Source organism: Prolixibacteraceae bacterium, from assembly GCA_019856515.1.
Lineage (GTDB): Bacteria > Bacteroidota > Bacteroidia > Bacteroidales > Prolixibacteraceae > Halosquirtibacter > Halosquirtibacter xylanolyticus.
The window spans coordinates 1,019,420-1,037,978 of sequence record CP082230.1 but is presented as its reverse complement, the minus strand read 5'-3'; the positions used below and the strand labels follow the sequence as shown (position 1 = coordinate 1,037,978).

The 18,559-nt window shown below is 37.2% G+C and carries 15 protein-coding genes and 1 riboswitch; of the genes, 12 read left to right on the top strand and 3 right to left on the bottom strand.

Going from position 1 to position 18,559, the window contains the following annotated elements:
• Positions 1-2: 2 nt before the first annotated feature.
• Both K5X82_03590 and K5X82_03585 read left to right on the top strand, forming a co-directional pair.
• Positions 3-596 (top strand): TetR/AcrR family transcriptional regulator, encoded by a 594-nt coding sequence (locus tag K5X82_03590; GenBank protein QZT37989.1) that lies wholly within the window; start codon positions 3-5, stop codon positions 594-596.
• Between the two features lie 2 nt (positions 597-598).
• Positions 599-1,048: a YkgB family protein gene (locus K5X82_03585; GenBank protein QZT37988.1), complete on the top strand. Its 450-nt coding sequence runs from the start codon at positions 599-601 to the stop codon at positions 1,046-1,048.
• 81 nt (positions 1,049-1,129) lie between these two features.
• On the opposite strand, the gene K5X82_03580 is transcribed toward K5X82_03585, so the two are convergent.
• A complete protein-coding gene (locus K5X82_03580) occupies positions 1,130-2,920 on the bottom strand; it encodes an arylsulfatase (GenBank protein ID QZT37987.1) in 1,791 nt (596 codons plus the stop codon).
• A 796-nt stretch (positions 2,921-3,716) separates the two neighbouring features.
• Positions 3,717-3,968, top strand: a riboswitch (cobalamin riboswitch).
• Positions 3,969-4,133: 165 nt separating this feature from the next.
• On the opposite strand from K5X82_03580, the gene K5X82_03575 reads away from it, so the two are divergent.
• From K5X82_03575 to K5X82_03535, 9 genes are read left to right on the top strand one after another with little or no spacing between them, the layout of a single operon-like run.
• Positions 4,134-5,609 carry a cobyric acid synthase gene (locus K5X82_03575; GenBank protein ID QZT37986.1) on the top strand — a complete coding sequence of 492 codons (1,476 nt, stop codon included), beginning with the start codon at positions 4,134-4,136 and terminating at the stop codon, positions 5,607-5,609.
• Positions 5,610-5,615: 6 nt separating this feature from the next.
• Positions 5,616-6,641 carry an aminotransferase class I/II-fold pyridoxal phosphate-dependent enzyme gene (locus K5X82_03570; protein ID QZT37985.1) on the top strand — a complete coding sequence of 342 codons (1,026 nt, stop codon included), beginning with the start codon at positions 5,616-5,618 and terminating at the stop codon, positions 6,639-6,641.
• Complete coding sequence (gene cbiB / locus K5X82_03565) at positions 6,634-7,584, top strand: adenosylcobinamide-phosphate synthase CbiB (protein QZT37984.1); 951 nt, start codon at positions 6,634-6,636, stop codon at positions 7,582-7,584. The genes K5X82_03570 and cbiB overlap by 8 nt, the downstream gene beginning before the upstream one ends.
• The gene (cobT, locus tag K5X82_03560) at positions 7,572-8,654 is read left to right on the top strand and encodes a nicotinate-nucleotide--dimethylbenzimidazole phosphoribosyltransferase (GenBank protein QZT39077.1); all 1,083 of its coding nucleotides are present in this window, start codon (positions 7,572-7,574) and stop codon (positions 8,652-8,654) included. Before cbiB ends, cobT begins: the two co-directional genes overlap by 13 nt.
• Positions 8,655-8,667: 13 nt before the next feature.
• Entirely contained in the window at positions 8,668-9,435 is a 768-nt protein-coding gene (locus tag K5X82_03555) for an adenosylcobinamide-GDP ribazoletransferase (protein ID QZT37983.1), read from the top strand.
• 12 nt (positions 9,436-9,447) lie between these two features.
• Positions 9,448-10,038 (top strand): alpha-ribazole phosphatase family protein, encoded by a 591-nt coding sequence (locus K5X82_03550; protein ID QZT37982.1) that lies wholly within the window; start codon positions 9,448-9,450, stop codon positions 10,036-10,038.
• A 6-nt stretch (positions 10,039-10,044) separates the two neighbouring features.
• Positions 10,045-10,554 (top strand): bifunctional adenosylcobinamide kinase/adenosylcobinamide-phosphate guanylyltransferase, encoded by a 510-nt coding sequence (locus K5X82_03545; protein ID QZT37981.1) that lies wholly within the window; start codon positions 10,045-10,047, stop codon positions 10,552-10,554.
• Positions 10,555-10,577: 23 nt separating this feature from the next.
• Positions 10,578-11,144: a cob(I)yrinic acid a,c-diamide adenosyltransferase gene (locus K5X82_03540; GenBank protein QZT37980.1), complete on the top strand. Its 567-nt coding sequence runs from the start codon at positions 10,578-10,580 to the stop codon at positions 11,142-11,144.
• Between the two features lie 3 nt (positions 11,145-11,147).
• On the top strand, positions 11,148-12,458 hold the full coding sequence (locus K5X82_03535; GenBank protein ID QZT37979.1) for a cobyrinate a,c-diamide synthase: 1,311 nt from the start codon (positions 11,148-11,150) through the stop codon (positions 12,456-12,458).
• 241 nt (positions 12,459-12,699) lie between these two features.
• On the opposite strand, the gene K5X82_03530 is transcribed toward K5X82_03535, so the two are convergent.
• Positions 12,700-12,864 carry a hypothetical protein gene (locus K5X82_03530; protein QZT37978.1) on the bottom strand — a complete coding sequence of 55 codons (165 nt, stop codon included), beginning with the start codon at positions 12,862-12,864 and terminating at the stop codon, positions 12,700-12,702.
• 406 nt (positions 12,865-13,270) lie between these two features.
• On the opposite strand from K5X82_03530, the gene K5X82_03525 reads away from it, so the two are divergent.
• Entirely contained in the window at positions 13,271-15,940 is a 2,670-nt protein-coding gene (locus K5X82_03525; GenBank protein ID QZT37977.1) for a hypothetical protein, read from the top strand.
• Positions 15,941-16,721: 781 nt separating this feature from the next.
• Here the strand turns inward: K5X82_03525 and K5X82_03520 are convergent.
• Positions 16,722-18,464, bottom strand: coding sequence for a hypothetical protein (locus K5X82_03520; GenBank protein QZT37976.1), 1,743 nt, complete (start codon positions 18,462-18,464; stop codon positions 16,722-16,724).
• Positions 18,465-18,559: the final 95 nt, after the last annotated feature.

The window sequence follows — 18,559 nt, the reverse complement described above, 5'->3', positions numbered from 1 at the left end:
AGATGAAGAAACAAGGAAGGCCACCCAAATTTAGTAGAGAGGAGATCATTAAAAGAACTGTTGAAATATTTTGGGAGAGAGGGTATACAGCTACGGGCTTACAGCAATTATTAAAAGATGCAGATCTAAATAAAGGGAGCTTATACCATTTTTTTGAAAATAAGAGAGAGTTGTTCATTGCATGTATTGAAGCATTAGAATCATCATCTTTAAGATCATTAGAGCAAACATTAGAACTAAGTGAGACTCCTCTAGAAGTCATCAAGTCTATCTTTTATGGAATAGCAGATGACAGCTATGCAGCACATTGTAAGGGGTGTATACTGGGGAATACGATCGTAGAATTTGCAAATAATGATCCCGAGGTTGCCGATATAGCAAAGAAATATCTATTTCAAATGGAAAAGCTCTTTCAAATTTATCTGGCCAAAGCTCAAGAACGAGGACAATGGACACCTGATGGGAATCCCGAATGGACTGCTAAATATCTTATAAATCTATGGAACGGCTTAAATATAACACGTCGATTGTATGATTCGAAAGAGCAATTAATACAATTGATTGATATGAATTTACAAATCTTAAAATCATCATGACAATGGATCAATCAAAAAGAGTTACAGCAATAGGAGAGAATGTGGAACGATATGGCTTGGTGCTGATCCTATTATGGTATGGGATATTCAAATTTACTCCTACTGAAGCAGAAGCGATTGTTCCTTTGGTAAAGAATAGTCCTTTTATGTCATGGATGCTACATCTTTTTAGTGTTCAAGTTACCTCTAATATTATTGGTAGTGCAGAGATTATTACGGCATTAGCTTTAGCCGTTGGTCCTTGGAAACCAAAGATTGGTTTGGTTGGAGGGATATTATCAACTCTAACTTTCTTGGCCACTTTGTCTTTTTTATTTAGTAGCCCTGGGATGTTTAAATTAGTGGATAATATGTATGTGCCAAATGGTTTTATTCTCAAAGATTTAATGTTGCTTGGCTTTTCTATTTGGGCTACAGGTGATGCCATGCGAAGAATAAAAGAGTCAATATAAATAGACCTGTTTTTAGAGAAGTAAAGAGATTTAATTCCATCTACTTCTCTAAAAAACTCTCTGTTTTATTTACTAAATAGGCTATAACTTCTCTATTTTTAGGAAATAGGTGGGTATAGCCTTATTTTTCGTTGAGATAAACTGTCCCAGAATATCGATATCTTTTAATGGAATATTACATGTGATTGATGATTCTGTATCATTATGACCTACATGCACAGAGTGTACCTTATTATCTACTTTAATCACGAGTTTTGAAACATCAAAGTCCTTTTTATGTTTTTGAATGTTTTGAGAGATAGACTCTTTCATATAGAGGGGGTATCTTGATGCGGTAATCTTATATCTACCTGGTCTCACCACATGGATCTTCCAAGGACCATTATTTGTATCTTTCTTTATTGCTCCTCTTCCATGCCATATACTATTTTTATCTTTGGTATAATGATCTTGTGAGGTCAAATAAACTACTGGACATTGGGGATCTCCAATCCAAATACGAACAGGATTGTTTAGATCATTCGTGTTTTGTTGATACCATTCCATATACCTTCTTTGCATATCACGAACAACAGAAGGATTTTTTTTAGCAATATCTTTTTTTTGTGAAGGATCTCTCTGTATATCGTATAACTCTTTCCCATTTACTAGATGCCACCTTTTATGCATAATAGTCGATTCTTTATAAGGTGTTGGTACTTCTGCCAACCATTTTACACCTGCACCTCCTTGAAGTTGAACTACTAAAGAACGGTTTTCAAACTTGGAAGCTGATTTCCCTCTCAACAATGGACAAATTGATAATCCGTCAAATTTTACAGGATGTTCTTGTTTAAGATTACAAAAATCAACTAACGTTGGTGTAATATCCCACACCCCAGTTCTTTCATCGATATTCTTTTCCTTAATCTGTTCACTCTTTGTCGGTTTGATAAAACAGAATACTTTATGTCCTCCATTATAAGGTGATGCTTTACCACCTCTCAATCCCGCATTATATATCACATCTTTGTCATTCTCTGGTGGGTGTAAAGCAATCGCAGAAGCCCCATCATCTGTTGTTAATACAATGATCGTATTATCGTAAAGGTTTTTCTTTCTCAAGAATGCGATAAATTGCCCCAAATTTGTATCAAAGTTTCTAATCATTCCATAATAACGTGCCTTCTTTTTAGGTACATCACGTTTTGTGTAGAATGACTCATCTCTCTTTGGACAGATATAGGGGGCATGAGGAGCATTGGTTGCTAGGTATATAAAGAATGGTTTTGTACTATCGTTTTCGATATATTTTTGTGTCTCTCGAAACCATACATCTGTACAATAGCCTTTATGATATTCCTTTTTTTCCCCATGAAGATATATATCATCCGAATAGTCGTTTCCCCAATGGTCTGCAATTTGTCCTACACCTCCTGCTCCATGATGTAATGTCTCTTCAAAACCTTGATCTTGTGGTCGCATCGGGTAATTATCTCCGAGGTGCCATTTCCCAAAATGAGCTGTGCGATAATTATTCTCTTTAAATAATTCAGCAATGGTTGTCATCTCTGTTTTCATACTGGACCTACCCACACTGGTTCTCCATGCTCCCGTTTTAGAAGAATACATACCTGTAAGTAGAGCGCTTCTTGAAGGGGAGCATAACAATTCTTGATGAAAATTCCCCAATTGAACAGCTTGCTCTGCAAAACAATCAATATTGGGAGTTTTAAGAACGGGATGACCAGTAAATCCAATATTTGCTAAACCTTGGTCATCCGTCATAATAATAATCACATTGGGTCTCTTGTTTTGACTACTTGACTTTGCATTAACTAGATTGAAATATACAAGGTTCATCAGTAGTATTAGTCCTATTCTAATTTTCATCCTGTTATCGATTGGTTGTTAATTATAACGACTAAATTATTGAGACCATTTGGTTCATGTTAACACATATTGCATATTTATTGATAGAGTTTTAATGGGACACCACTTTATTGATTAAAGTGAGCCTTTGACAAATTTGATTCGTTTGAGGGAAAGACAGTGTAACTTAAACTCTATATGGGTCATACTTATGCCGCCTTTACTTGAGCTTAACCATAGATATACAGCTATTTTCCCCTGCTTTAACACAGTCTTAAAACGGTTCGTCAACGGTTCCAATACGGTGCTATTACAAGATTCTCTCATAATTCATTCGAAGCTGATTCATAAAAAAAGCCGAATCTTCGAAGGAACTATGACCAAACTATGAACGAACTTCGAACCATCACCGTATTGGAACCGTTGGCGAACCGTTTTAATATCCTATTTGACTGCTGTTTAAGCTCTGTTGATTTGCTGTTTAAGCTCTGTTAATTTGCTGTTTAATCCCCAATAATTCCCTGACGCGACTTTGAGTCTTACTGGTTCAATCCTTACTATATTACTGTTTAATATCTGTAAGTTTGTTGTTTTTTAGTTGGGAATTATAAGGGGATTGCGAGGCTACTGTTCTGTTCGATAGGGTGTTGATGCGTTTTTATCGCGTATGATGTCAGCTTGGGTGATCAGTGGAATGCAAAAAAGGACTATTGAAAATAGATATAGCTGTGGTGTGATGACAAAAGCTAAATTGATTTCAAATAACGATGGATACATTGGTTCTGATCAAATAACTCTATTTATATGGAATGGGTTTCAAAATAAAAATTGCATCTTTGCTCGAAAGATAAAGGGAATTTGGAGACTGGCTATATCAACGATATAATCCTAGTTAAACCAAAGCTGTACCCGCAGCCGTAATTCTTTGTAATACCAATACAGAATGTATTCTTATTACCACGTTGTTGCCATGATATAACTCCACTGTCTTATTCATAATATTATGAAGATGGGAAGGGGGGAACAACGCAAGAAAGCCGGAAGACCTGAATCTTTGGTTGTCATAGTACTAATAAATTAGCTTTCGGGAGTAAGAGTTATATTTATCCTTCGGTTGTGCCATATCTTTCTCAATTCAATGGTGGTGTCCATTGTATTATTTTGGGATCGTATATTCCTATATTTGACCGCGATAATTGTCTACTGTCCGTTAGTTTGATGATATATTTTAGAGATGAAGAAGTTAAAGTCTATTATGTTCGTTGGAACAGGATCTGATGTGGGAAAAAGTATTGTGAATACTGCTGTTTGTCGAATTCTACTTCAGGATGGATACCAGCCTGCTCCATATAAGGCACAAAACATGTCACTTAATAGCTTTGCTACACCTGATGGTTTTGAAATTGGAAGAGCACAAGCGGTACAAGCCGAAGCATGTCGTGTAGATTGCCACACTGATATGAATCCCATTTTGTTGAAGCCCTCTGGTGAGAAAATGTCGCAAGTGGTGTTGAATGGAAAACCTATTGGTAATCGTTCTGCGGTACAATATTTTCGTGATGGGAACCACCAAATCCTTGAAGATGCTGCACATACTGCATTTGATCGATTAGAGAAAAGGTATAATCCAATTGTCCTAGAAGGAGCTGGCTCTATTTCGGAGCTTAATTTACGTCATAGAGATGTCACCAATATGTCGATGGCAGTATATGCTGATGCTGCAACTTATTTGATTGCAGATATCGATAGAGGAGGTGTTTTTGGTAGTGTTTATGGCTCTATTGCACTTCTAAAACCAGAGGAACGCAAACAGATAAAAGGCATTATAATCAACAAATTTCGTGGAGATATTGCCCTTTTTGACGAAGGACGTAAAATATTAGAAGAGATTACCGAAGTTCCCGTTATTGGTGTGATCCCTGCTTATAAAGAGATCTATATCGAAGAGGAAGATTCGGTCTCTTTAGCATGTAAAGCAAAATTTGCAGAAGATGGTAAAATAAATATTGCAGTAATTCTGCTTGATAAGATGGCTAACTTCACTGATTTCTCCGTATTAGAGCGTGATACTCGTGTTAATCTTTATTACACCAACAACGTATTAGAAGTCGAAAAGGCAGATATCGTTATTTTACCTGGCTCTAAAAATACATTGGCAGATCTTCAAGAACTTCAACATAATGGTGTGGCTAAGTCCATCATTTCAGCGCATCGAAATGGTAAGACAGTGATTGGAATATGTGGTGGTTATCAAATGATGGGGCGTCGTATTACGGATCCAGAAGGAGTTGAAGGTTCTATTCCATATCTTTCTGGTTTGGGTCTATTGGATATTGAGACTATCATGACTTCGGAGAAAGTAACCAAACAGACGATTTTTAAATATAAAGATTATGAAACCCAATGCGAAGGTTATGAGATCCATATGGGACAATCAAACTTCGGGGATGCAGCCTCGCCTTTGAACCAAAAAGAAGATGGTTCGGAAGGAGTGATGCGATCTGATAGATGTTGGGGAAGTTATATTCATGGAATCCTTGATAACCCTGTGGTGATTGAAGACGTTCTTGCACCTTATGTCGAAGAAAAAAATAACATGGTGGAGGATTATGCCACGTTTAAAGACCGTCAGTACGATCTTTTGGCCGATCATTTCCGTAAACATCTGGATATGGAAAAAATCTATCAAGCATTAACGGATAAAGATTAAAAGACAATGCATTACGGTCATGGAGATGATAGCTACAGATATGCTAAGAAAATTGTAGCAAACCACAGTACCAATATCTGGCCTAAGGGGCCATCTAACAGTTTAATTACGCATCTACAATATAAGCTTGCAGGTATTGGTAGTTATCCTGAATGCTATAGCGAAAGTTTAATGGATAAGTTGGCTGTACAACAAGGGGTTGATGTTTCTAGTGTTGGGGTTTTTAATGGGATTGCTGAGGCAATTTATCTTATAGCGCAGACCTATCGAAGTCGGAAATCATTAATTGTTTGCCCAACTTTTTCCGAGTATGAAGAGGCTACACTTAAATTTGATCACCATATCTCTTATGTTCATGAACACGAAGGAGTAGAGGAAGCTATCGAAGACAATGAGTTGGTTTGGTTGTGTAATCCGAACAATCCTACAGGGAAGATCTACGCAAAAGAGATCTTAATTGATTGGATTCAAAGGTTTCCAAATGTTCTCTTTGTGATTGATGAAGCATATATGGAGCTCATCAAAAACTCAGAGTCTTTGGTTTCGGAGGTGTCTAATTATAACAACCTTATAGTGATGCAGAGTTTAACTAAAAACTTTGCGATCCCTGGATTGCGGTTAGGTGTAGTGTATGCTTCGCCACAAAAACTAGCTTCACTACATGATTTTAGACCTCCTTGGAGTGTGAATAGTTTGGCTATAGAAGCAGGGAAATACTTGATAGATTACCCTCCTTATAACCATGAGACCTTAAAAGAATATTTACGATTAAGTCTAGAATTACAAAACGACTTGTCTAAACTTAATGGGGTACGTGTATATAATACACACACAGGATTCTTTCTATTAGAGACTCCTATTCGAAGTGGGGAGCTTAAGGATATATTGGTTGAAAAATATGGAATTTTAGTACGTGATGCGTCTAACTTCAGAGGTCTCGGAGAATACCATATACGAGTCGCTTCTATCGGATTCGAACAAAATAAAAAGTTGACAGTTGCCTTAAAAGAGATTATTGATTACTATGAGTGAAACATTTATTATATCGATACTTATTCCCATCATTGCAACTATTTTTGATTACATGTTTGGGGATCCTGTTGGAATTCCTCACCCGATTGTCTTTTTTGGAAAGGCCATCTCATGGGGAGAAAAACGATGGAACAAAGGAAAGCATAGGGTTTGTAAAGGTGGAGTTCTTATCTTGAGCTACTGCCTCATTCTTTTTGTGTTTCTATATATCATCTCTTCCTTTTTGAAAGAGAATATGCCAATAGTATACTTGTTATTTGCCATCTATTTTCTGTGGATGGGAATTGCAAATCGAACTTTAATTCAAGAAGGAATGGCAGTGATTCGCAAATTAGATCAGGAAGGGTTAGAGGCTGGACAGAAACAGCTTTCACGTATTGTTGGAAGAGACACTTCCGTCCTTTCTGAACAAGAGGTACGCTTAGCCACGCTAGAGACACTTTCTGAAAACCTAAGTGATGGGGTTGTGGCGCCACTATTTTGGTATCTTCTTTTAGGTGTTCCTGGAATTATGTGTTACAAGCTAATCAATACCTTTGATTCTATGGTAGGATATAAGAATCATCGCTATCTCCGTTTTGGTCGTATTCCTGCACAACTAGATGATGTTGTAAATTTTATCCCTGCGCGCCTAACAGCATGGATGATGTTTTTAGTCACGGGAAACCCTCAAGTTCTCCATTTTATCAAGAAATATGCTCAAGCTCACGCTAGTCCAAATGCTGGCTTTCCAGAATCTGCGTTAGCAGGTATTCTGTCATGCCAATTTGGAGGACCTCATGAGTATGGAGGTGTGATGATTGACAAACCGTTTATTGGAGATACGCCAAAAAAAATAACCACAAAAGATGTCGAGATCACCTGTAATGTAAACCATCGGGTGTTTATTCTATCAATACTAATTATTCTGATCGTCGAAACAGTTAAAACATACATGATATGAAGGTGGATCAATTAAATATTCAACCTCTTTCGAGAGATAAAGAGCAACAATTAAGATTTAAGCTAGATCAAAAAGCGAAGCCGATTAGAGCATTGGGTAAGATGGAAGACATTGCTCTACGTGTAGGTTTAATTCAAGATACACTCAGCCCTAAATTGGTTAAGCCGACCATGTTTACTGTTGCATCAGACCATCATGTTTGTGACGAAGGGGTTAGTCCTTGTCCTACTGAGATGACAAGTCAACAGTGTCTTAATTTTCTCGAGATGGGTGGTGGAATAGGTCTGTTCTGTAAAATATATGGCTTTGATCTTAAAGTTGTAGATGCTGGAGTCGATTATGATTTTAAACCCCACCCACGCCTTATTCAAGCCAAAGTACGTAAAGGTTCAAGAAACATGCTTCATGAGCCTGCAATGACTAATGAAGAGTGTTTGCAAGCTATCGAAAACGGTCGTGAAATGATCCGTCAATCAGCGAATGAAGGAGTAAATGTCGTTGGTTTCGGAGAGATGGGTATTGGAAATACTACCCCTGCATCTGCACTTCTTTCAATCTTCACCAATACGGATGTGAAGGAGTGTGTTGGACCAGGATCAGGGCTGGATAGTCAGGGTATTAATCACAAAGCATGGGTGATTGAACAAGCCATTAAGAGACATGGTGTTTCAGATAATCCGTTAGAGAATTTAGCTCGCTTTGGTGGGTTAGAGATTGCAACCATTTGTGGAGGAATGTTAGAAGCAGCAGCACAAAAGATGGTGGTGATTACTGATGGATTTATCACAACCTCTGCACTACTTGCAGCCTCTGAGATATGCCCTACGGTATTGGATTATGCTCTATTTTCGCATCAATCAGATGAGCAAGGACATATTCGTATGATCAAGCATATGAAGGGTGAGCCTATTGTTCATCTCTCTTTTCGTTTAGGAGAGGGAACTGGAGCTGCAATTTGCTATCCTATTGTTGAGGGTTCTGTTCGAATGCTTAATGAGATGACAACATTTGAAGAGGCCAAAGTGTTTAATACTGCAACAGCGCAAGTGGCATCTTTCGATAATCAGTAAAATTAGCAAGGAAATGATCAAACAAGAGATATATAAGTTCTGGACTGTACTTTCTTATTTTACAAGAATACCTGTACCCTCATTTCCCTATCAACCGTCATATCTTTCTAAAGGAACTAAATATTTTCCTTTGGTGGGTCTTATCGTTGGTGGAATAGGTGGTGGGATATTTTACCTCCTATCTCTTGTTGGTTTTAGCCAATCTCTTTCAGTCATATTAAGTATGGTCGTTACCATATGGACTACAGGGGCTTTTCATGAAGATGGGTTTGCCGATGTTTGTGATGGCTTTGGTGGAGGATGGAAAAAAGAGAAGATATTGACCATTATGAAGGACTCTGCCATAGGAGCCTATGGTGCTATTGGTATTATTCTGTTACTTGGAACGAAATACGTCATGTTATCGGACTTGAAGGTCGAGTACGTTCCTGCTCTTTTGATGGTTGGACATGCCATGAGTAGATTTACTTCGGTATGCATTATCTTTTTTAGTCATTATGTTCGAATGGATGAGAGCTCTAAGTCGAAACCCTTACGAGAGAAACAGATTTCATGGAAAGACTTACTGGTTGCACTTCTTATTACCGTGATCCCTCTTATCTTTGTTCCTTGGCAGATGGCACTTATGTTATGGCCTATCCCATTAGGGATTGCTTGTTATAACCGTTATTATTTTACCAAATGGATTGGTGGATATACTGGTGATTGTCTTGGAGCCAATCAACAATTGGTAGAAGTCGGTGTTTATATTTCAGCACTACTTTATGGTATTATTTTTTAAAAGAATATTCAGATGAAAATTACATTAGTTAGACATACCCCCCCAGAAGTAAAAGAAGGAGTTTGTTACGGACAGACAGACCTTCATGTAGATGACACGTTTAAGAACCATCTCGATGCCATACAAGAGGTGATTACACTGGATGACGATACCGTGTGTTTCACAAGCCCTCTTGTGCGTTGTAAGCTTCTTTGTAAAGCATTAGCTGGAGGAGAGCGTGCCATTGAAGAAGATAAACGTCTTATGGAACTTAATTTTGGTTCTTGGGAAAATAAGAAATGGAGCTCACTTCCTGTGGACCAGATGCAAGAGTGGGGAAAGGATTACTTAAATAGTAGAGTGCATGGTGGTGAATCGATGATAGATCTAAATGATCGTGTCAAAGCATTTTGGACCGATTTGATCGAATCTAATTACAGTGAAGATGAGGACGAAGAGAAGAATATCTTGATTGTGACCCATGCGGGTGTGATCCGTTCAATTTTACATATTCTGCTGGAAATGCCTCTAAAGAAAGCGTTCTCAATATTGGTAAATTATGGAGGTGTCGTACAGATAGAAATGTTAGATAAAGAGAATGCTCAGATTGAGTTTAAGCGTTAGGTAGTTATGGCAACAGTTCATTTTATCACAGGAGGACAACGATCGGGGAAGAGCTCTTATGCACAGGAGCTTGCACTCTCTCTATGTTCTAACCCTGTATATCTAGCCACTTCAAGAATTTGGGATGAAGGACATCGAGATCGTATTTTACGACATCAACGAGATCGAGGTTCTGAGTGGACCAATATTGAAGAAGAGAAAGAGCTTTCGAAACATGACCTTACAGGGAGAGTGGTTTTGGTTGACTGCGTTACATTATGGCTAACCAATTTCTTCTTTGATCTTAAAAGTGATGTGGATGCATCTTTAGAAGCCGCTCAATTAGAGTTTGATCGTTTTATCGATCAAGATGCGACCCTGATTATCGTGAGTAATGAGATTGGACTTGGAGGACATCCAACCAATGAGATACAGATGAAATTCACCGATTTGCAAGGTTGGATGAACCAATATATTGCAAAAAAATCGGATCAGGTGACCATGATGGTGTCAGGTATCCCAATGAAAGTCAAATAGTAATAAGGTAAATCTAAGAGCGAATGCGAATCTATACAAAAACAGGCGATCACGGTGAGACAGGAATATTTGGTGGAGATCGTGTGCCAAAAGACGACTTAAGGGTCGAAACCAATGGTATTATCGATGAAGCTAATTCTCATATAGGATATGTTAGATCTCTAATAGGTGAAGCGCACCCATGGCAAGATAATCTATATAAGATACAACGAGACTTAATGTTGATGATGTCTCATATTGCGACTCCTGCCAATTGTAAAAAAGAGAATCCCAAACCTCATCCAGAGCAGGGACCTGCCTTCTGTGAGGAGTGGATCGAAGCATTGCTCGAGGAGTTACAAGAAGAGAAAGACTTCTTTCTTCTTCCTGGTGGCGATAATATCTCGTCAAACTGTCATATTGTGAGAACTAAGATCCGTACTGCTGAGCGTCGTTTGGTCACACTTTTAAAAGCTGAGTCGAAGCCTCTATACATCTTAAGTTATCTAAACCGTCTTTCAGATCTGTTTTTTGTCTTAGCACGAGTTCAGATGAAAAAGGCTGGCATCAAACCTGAGAAATTCGCATTGTTAAGAAAAAAGGAATCATAAAACATGGCTTCATCTTTTGTTATTGCAGCACCACATAGTGGTAGTGGAAAAACCACTGTCACTCTAGGACTATTGAGAGCATTTAAAAATATGGGAAAGAGGGTGCAGCCCTTTAAAGTAGGTCCAGACTACTTAGATACCACCCATCATACCAACGCAGCCAAGCAAACGAGCTTTAACCTCGACCTGTTTATGTCCGACGAGGATCATGTAAAACAACTCTTTTATCAAAAGAGTCAAGGTGCAGATGTTTCCATTACCGAAGGAGTAATGGGACTCTTTGATGGCGCGAAAAAGATGCAAGGAAGCACCGCAGCAGTTGCTGAACTCTTGAATCAACCCGTTGTGCTCATTATGTCGGGAAAGGCTATGGCTTACTCTGCTGCCCCTCTACTTTATGGTTTAAAGAATTTCTATAAGAACATCAATGTAGTGGGGGTGATCTTTAACTTTGTGAAGACAGCAAGTCACTATCAATTTTTGAAAGAAGCAGCTATTGATGCAGGGGTCACTCCTTTGGGGTATATCCCGCCTAATGATGATATCAAAATATCATCAAGACATCTTGGACTGTCTATTGATGAGAAGAGCAATTTTGAGGCGATTATTGAGAATGCTGCTGCGCATATTTCTGTACATATTGACTTATCTCTATTGTTGGAAAAAACGACATCTGCGGAACCGAAACAAGGAGTGGTTGTTGAGTCCGCTTCTACATCCGGAAAATCAAAACAGGTGATTGCTGTGGCACGAGATGAAGCGTTTAATTTTATCTACCCTGCCAATATCGCCCATCTAGAGCAGCATTACGATGTATGCTACTTTAGCCCATTAAAAGATAAGACAGTTCCAGAGGCCGATGCACTTTATATTGCTGGAGGTTATCCTGAAATGTATTTAGAAGGTCTCTCTCAAAATCATGAGATGAAGAGAGCTATCAAGAGCTTTGCAGATCAAGGAGGACGAGTTTTTGCTGAATGTGGAGGTATGATGTATCTAGGACAAAATATCCTTGATAAACAGGGGGCATCTTATCCGATGTGTGGTATTTATGATTACGACACGACCATGGAAAATATGAAATTACATTTAGGATATCGCGATGTAACTATTGGCGAAGACAAAATCAAAGGTCATGAGTTTCACTATTCTCACTGTATAGAGCATCAGGATATACCTAAAGTAGGCCAAGTTAAAACTGCTAGAGGTAAGGAGATTGATACCCCAATATATAAATATAAGAACTGTTATGCGACCTATATTCACATGTACTGGGCCCACCTAGAACATTTCTTTGCATTTACTGCACTTTAACCATACGATAGAAAACGAAGGAAGGTTAGACTCGCTTCGTTTTCTATTACTATTTTCCTGTCTATTTCGCCTTATCTTCTATGCAGATCTATATAATCTATATGTCGTGTTTTGATTTCCAGTCACTAATTTGACACAATAACAACCCCCTCATTTAAATATCTCATCTGTAGATCTCCATTTAGTGTTATTCTAATCATTTTTTTAGTCGTGGTCTAGGTGTTTTATGCATCCCCTTAATTTATCTCTTTTTGTCATAATAAATAGTAGATCTTTTGGGGCGATGGTATCCTTTTTCTGTATTGAAAGAATAACTCATCGTTGCGATAGATGAAAACCATAATTGTAAGTGACGATATAGTCCAACAACAATAACTACATAATAGTAATCAGCTCCTACTCTCATAGGTGTCTAGTTCGACTATTTCCCATATAATAGTCATCTTTTGACCATATACTGGTTATGCTTTCTTCACATGATATATAACTGAGATATGAAGGATATGTGACCAATATATGAACAACAGTCGAATGAGAGTCGAATGAGGGTGGGATCAGATAGGACTGGAGGTTCAATGAGAGTATTGTTGGAGCAGATCTAGTATCGGTTTGTTGTGGATGTCAATTTTTCGTTATAGTTATGTCTAAAAATGTATATAATACTTGTCAATAAAATAATATATCAGTTTTTGTAGATTTTGAGTTAATTTTAGCTTTATCTTATTATCTATATTTCAATTGGTAAAGGGTCGAACCTGTATTCATTAACCATGAACAAATCGATATGATTATATTTATTAATAACTAAAGCTATGATTAGACGAAAACTAAGCACACACATTTACATTCAATTACTATTCCTATTTGGTTTTTCATTGGGCATAAGTGCTGCTAATGAAAACAATATTCCGAACTATTCACGTGCAGGATATTATGATCTTGATGGGAGTGATAGAAATACTTATAATTTTAATACTGGTTGGCGATTTGTAAAACAAGATGTTGAAGGGGCAGAAGGGGTGGATTACGACGATTCGAGCTGGCAGATAGTAAACCTACCTCATGGATTAGAGTCTCTTCCTATGGAGGCAAGTGGGAGTGTGAATTACCAAGGGCCAGCATGGTATAGAAAGCATTTTACTTTTGGAAAAAAGTTTAAGAATAAGAAGCTATATCTATATTTTGAAGCAGTAATGGGCAAGTGTGAGATCTATATTGACGGGAACTTAATAAAGAGACACTTTGGTGGTTATCTTCCTATTGTCGTTGATATATCTAAGTATATTAAAATAGATAAAGAAGTTGTTATTTCAGTAAAGGCTGATAATTCAAATGATCCTACTTTTCCTCCAGGGAAACCACAGGATAAACTAGATTTTGCATATTTTGGAGGGATCTATCGTGATGTATGGCTTGTTGAAACCAATAAAATACATATTACTGATCCAAACTTTGTCGATAAGCTCGCTGGAGGAGGTGTATTTGTACATTTCGATCATTTAAGTAAAACGAATGTTGATGTTGTTGTCGATACTGAATTGATAAATGAGAGTACTAATAGAGAATCATTATCTATCCATCTTGAGCTAAAAGATCAAGATAATAATATTGTGGCAAGAGGGTCAAAGTCATTTCGTATAAATGAATCTGATACGAAGTCGATCCGTCAAACTCTACGTGTGAAAAGTCCTCATTTGTGGTCGCCTGATTCTCCCTATTTGCATAGCCTAAATATAACGATTACTAATTCTAAAAGAGATACCCTAGATGGATTCAAGAAGAGGGTAGGGATACGAAAGGTTGACTTTGTTGATGGAAAAGGTTTTTTTCTTAATGGTGAGTTATTTAATGATAAACTAATGGGGGGAAATAGGCATCAAGATTATGCTTATTTGGGGAATGCATTGCCCAATACGACCCATTATCGTGATGCAAAAAAACTTCGTGAGGCTGGTATGAGGATAATAAGGAGTGCCCATTATCCTCAAGACCCAGCATTTATGGATGCTTGTGATGAATTAGGGCTTTTTGTTATTGTGGCAACTCCTGGTTGGCAGTTTTGGCCGAAAGAAAGTACTGCTGTTTTTGAAAATAGAGTATATTCTGATATAAGACAGATGGTTCGTCAATATAGAAATAGACCATCTGTAATAATGTGGGAACCTATCCTTAATGAAACACACTATCCTGATCATTTTGCTTTAAAAACACATGAAATCGTTCATGAAGAGTATCCATATCAAGGAGCATTTACCGCTTGTGATGAGAGAGCTAAGGGATCTAAATATTTTGATGTCATATACGGAACTCTTTCCGTAACGAATGAAACGAGTAAGTGTGTTTATACACGTGAGTGGGGTGATAATGTGGATGATTGGTCTTCACATAATTCTCCAAGTAGAACTTCTAGGGAATGGGGTGAACATGCACAGTTAACACAAGCATTTCATTATTCATTTCCATTAAACTACTCATATTTTAATTACGATAAATTATACCGGTCGACTTCACAATTTGTTGGAGGTACTCTTTGGCATCCGTTTGATCATCAAAGAGGATATCATCCAGATCCTTTTTATGGAGGTATTCTAGATGCAATACGACAGCCAAAGTATTCATATTACTTTTTTATGAGCCAACGCCCTTCTGATATTCAATTATCAAATGCTGATTCTGGTCCGATGGTATACATTGCACATGAGATGAGTCCATTTTCAGATCCTGATGTATTGGTTTTTAGTAATTGTGAGAAAGTTCGTTTGATTGTTTGCGAGGAAGATACTATTACACTAAGTGCAGATCATGATAAGTATAAGATGCCTCATCCGTATTTTTTGTTCAAAGATACCTACCATTTCATGTCAATTAAACAACTTCATCGATCAAGAAAATTTGAAAAGGCGAACATTAAAGCTGAAGGTATTATCGATGGTAAGGTTGTGGTAACTCATACAAGGTATCCTGCGAAAAAGGTTGATAAGATCGTTTTAAGAGTCGATGACAACCAAATAGATTTGCTTGCAGATGGAAATGATGTTGTTCCAATTATTGCATCAATATGTGATAAAGATGGGAATATCAAAAGGTTGAATAATAGACATATTATTTTCACTGTTGAGGGTGAAGGTTCTATTGTCGCAAATGAGCTCGAAGGGGTGAATCCAATAAAGGTTGAGTGGGGAACTGCACCAATCTTAGTTCGTTCTACCAATACTGCTGGAGAGATTGTTGTTCGTGCACGTCTCGTTAATGAGGGTTTAAATCAACCTATTGGAGGAGAGTTAAGACTGAAGAGTAAGAAGGATGTTTCGAAGAGTCTTTATCAAGAGATTCCTCGTAAAGAACAGCATGTGGAACAAAATGTGAAGTTAACCTCCAATACGGAGTTGAAACAACGTATTAGAAAGCTTCAAAAGAGAGTAAATGAGTTAGAACTAAAAGAGATTGAACAACAACAAGAGGATTTTGATACTGGAAAGTGATAAATGTTAGATTTACTTCAGTGTTAACCGAACTGAATTAGACTATGTGGTCGCTAATAGATCATTTTGAAATTTTTAAAAAGGTTTGTAGCATAATATTTGATCATGAGTTGAAATTCTTTTTAATTATAAATCCCTCTTTGATTGTAAGGTCGAAGAGGGATTGTCGTTCTCGGATGTACTTTATTTGTCTTATTTTCTATGGAAGCCGATACTTCCCCATTCATACTTGCAGTCTGGACATTGGTAGGAAGCACCATTGAAAAAAGCATTTTCTTGTTGACATCTAGGGCAAAGAGTGCTAACGTATTTTACGGTAGAGGTTCTCTTGAAGTTAACTAAGTTTAAACGTTTCATAATGAATAAAAAGGTGTTCAAGTTAAAAATAGGATCATTCACTACCTAAACTTCATCTTAAAAGAATGAGATTATGTGTAATAGGTAGATACGCAATCGATTAATTAATAATGTTGCACCTTAACCAGCCTTATGACGCAAGTTGTAGGATAAGGGAAATCCTTTGAAATACATGAGCTATAGACTGGTTAATGCTATATAAAGCTAATAATATTTTTGCAAATAAAGTGTGTGGTTTTCATCTTTATTGATGGAATTAGGTATCTGCAAGGTTAATTGATGATTCTTTGAGATGAATAAGTTGAAGGGTCTAATCTGCGCCACAAGGGAAGTGTGCTTTGGGGGCGTGAAAAGTGCGTGTCTCAATAATGGAGACACGCTGTAAATGTTGGATTCGGATAATAAGGAAAACGAAATGTTCTAATTATTCATTTTTCACATAGAATTCAATCTTTTTCTCACTCATATTACCAAGTTTGTCATAAGCTCGGATCTTTACAACATAGAATTTACTCTCTTGGAATAAATCAAGTTCGGATATATCGAGTGTTTTAGGACTTGAATAGTCGATAAAAGCTCCTTTATTAATTGCATACTCAATGCGGTCAGTACCGCAATATTTGTCTGTTGCACCGATATACATTCTTGAATAGTTAGGATATACTGGTACCTTTTTGCCATCTTTTTCCGTGTCATCAATCTTTTTAATGCTGAAGTTGACGTATATTTCAGGAGCAGAAGCATCGACGAATAGTTCACTCGTTTTTTCTACTTCCTTGTTGTTTACTTTATCAATTGAATGAAATTTTACTGTGTAGAAACCTTCAGTTTCTAGTTTCTGTGATTTTTTGTATTTCTTGGTCTCTCCATCATTGATTGAATACATGCTTTCAGAGACACCTGCTCCTCTGTCAGATGCAAGTAATGTGAACTTAGTCTTTGGTCCAACAAATAGGGTATCTCTTGTGAAGAATTGTGGTTGGCTAAATACAATCCTAGTAACAGGGTTTTTGTTATCTAGAAATACACCGAAGGAGTGGATCTTTTCATTGTTTTCCACTTTATCTTTTGCCCAATATGCAATGTTGTGTTTTCCGAATTTGCCTTCGATATTAAAAGGTTCGCTAAAAGTGTTTTGAGCTGTTTGGTCAGGGTTAAAGAATATCTCTTTTACTCCTGCTTTATTGTCCGTAGCTTCCAAAGATATTTTTGATCTGGTTGAGATATATTTGATTTTACCTTTCTTGTATAGATCACCAATAATATTGTATTTGGTTTCTGGGGCAGTTTTATCTACATATACTTTAAAAGACTTCTCTTGCTCCATATTTTGAACATGATCTTCTGATTTCCATCTAACGGTGTGATATCCATCATCCAATTTACCAAAAGTGTAACCAGTAATATATTGTTTCATTTTTCCTTTGTCGATGGCATAATATGTTCTGTGCACTCCAGACAAAGTGTCAATACTACTAAGGTTAATGATAGCTTTGGGGGATACTATCGCTTCTATTTTTGGACCATTGATTGTGTGTGTTGTTGTTGGAGCCGTAATGTCGTAAACGAAATTTTTCTGGTGTGTCTTTTCTACAAAGCCTACATGGTCAATTGCATAAAACTGGATGTTGTTTTCTCCTTCTTTCCATTCAGATAATACTTTGTTGTAGGTTGTAAATGGGGCTTTATTGATGGAGAAGTACGTTTTTTCTACTCCTGAATATTTATCTGTGGATTTTAGTGATACTGTTATACCTTTTCCAAAGAATTGGGTGTGACTGTGAAAGTAGGATGGAGCATTGGAGTAATGGTGACGAGTGAAGGGGGTGGATCCATCTACATAAACATCAAAAACGACATCTATTTTAGGTTCGACGGTTTGTTTTGTTTCTTTATCTACAGCCCATGGGCTTCGAATTGTATTTCGCCCCTCTGTGTCAAAATAGAAAGGATTAGTGTATTGTGGCATTTCTTGACTGTTAAGTCGTTGCATGTCTTTCTTTGCAATGGTATCTGATGTAATATAGAGGAACATGGGGAATGATTTAGGGACATATAGTTGCCCATGATCGTCGGTGTAGTAGTGTCTCTTGACAGTGACCTTTTCTTGTGCTTTTACAGTTTGAAAGCCCATCAATAATAGAATGAAGTAAAGTCTTAAGTTCATAATTGGTGATGTGATTAATTTTTAGATAACATAATCTCACAATATTATGAATAATAGATTTAAATGTATAGTTTTTTATTGTTTAATGTTAATAA

Excerpts from the sequence above, each read along its gene's own strand:
- K5X82_03590 (QZT37989.1), top strand. The coding sequence starts at position 3 with ATGAAGAAACAAGGAAGGCCACCCAAATTTAGTAGAGAGGAGATCATT.
- K5X82_03570 (QZT37985.1), top strand. The coding sequence starts at position 5,616 with ATGCATTACGGTCATGGAGATGATAGCTACAGATATGCTAAGAAAATT.
- K5X82_03550 (QZT37982.1), top strand. The coding sequence starts at position 9,448 with ATGAAAATTACATTAGTTAGACATACCCCCCCAGAAGTAAAAGAAGGA.
- K5X82_03585 (QZT37988.1), top strand. The coding sequence starts at position 599 with ATGGATCAATCAAAAAGAGTTACAGCAATAGGAGAGAATGTGGAACGA.
- K5X82_03545 (QZT37981.1), top strand. The coding sequence starts at position 10,045 with ATGGCAACAGTTCATTTTATCACAGGAGGACAACGATCGGGGAAGAGC.
- K5X82_03535 (QZT37979.1), top strand. The coding sequence starts at position 11,148 with ATGGCTTCATCTTTTGTTATTGCAGCACCACATAGTGGTAGTGGAAAA.
- K5X82_03575 (QZT37986.1), top strand. The coding sequence starts at position 4,134 with ATGAAGAAGTTAAAGTCTATTATGTTCGTTGGAACAGGATCTGATGTG.
- K5X82_03540 (QZT37980.1), top strand. The coding sequence starts at position 10,578 with ATGCGAATCTATACAAAAACAGGCGATCACGGTGAGACAGGAATATTT.
- K5X82_03520 (QZT37976.1), bottom strand. The coding sequence starts at position 18,464 with ATGAACTTAAGACTTTACTTCATTCTATTATTGATGGGCTTTCAAACT.
- K5X82_03530 (QZT37978.1), bottom strand. The coding sequence starts at position 12,864 with ATGAGAGTAGGAGCTGATTACTATTATGTAGTTATTGTTGTTGGACTA.
- cbiB (QZT37984.1), top strand. The coding sequence starts at position 6,634 with ATGAGTGAAACATTTATTATATCGATACTTATTCCCATCATTGCAACT.
- K5X82_03555 (QZT37983.1), top strand. The coding sequence starts at position 8,668 with ATGATCAAACAAGAGATATATAAGTTCTGGACTGTACTTTCTTATTTT.
- K5X82_03525 (QZT37977.1), top strand. The coding sequence starts at position 13,271 with ATGATTAGACGAAAACTAAGCACACACATTTACATTCAATTACTATTC.
- K5X82_03580 (QZT37987.1), bottom strand. The coding sequence starts at position 2,920 with ATGAAAATTAGAATAGGACTAATACTACTGATGAACCTTGTATATTTC.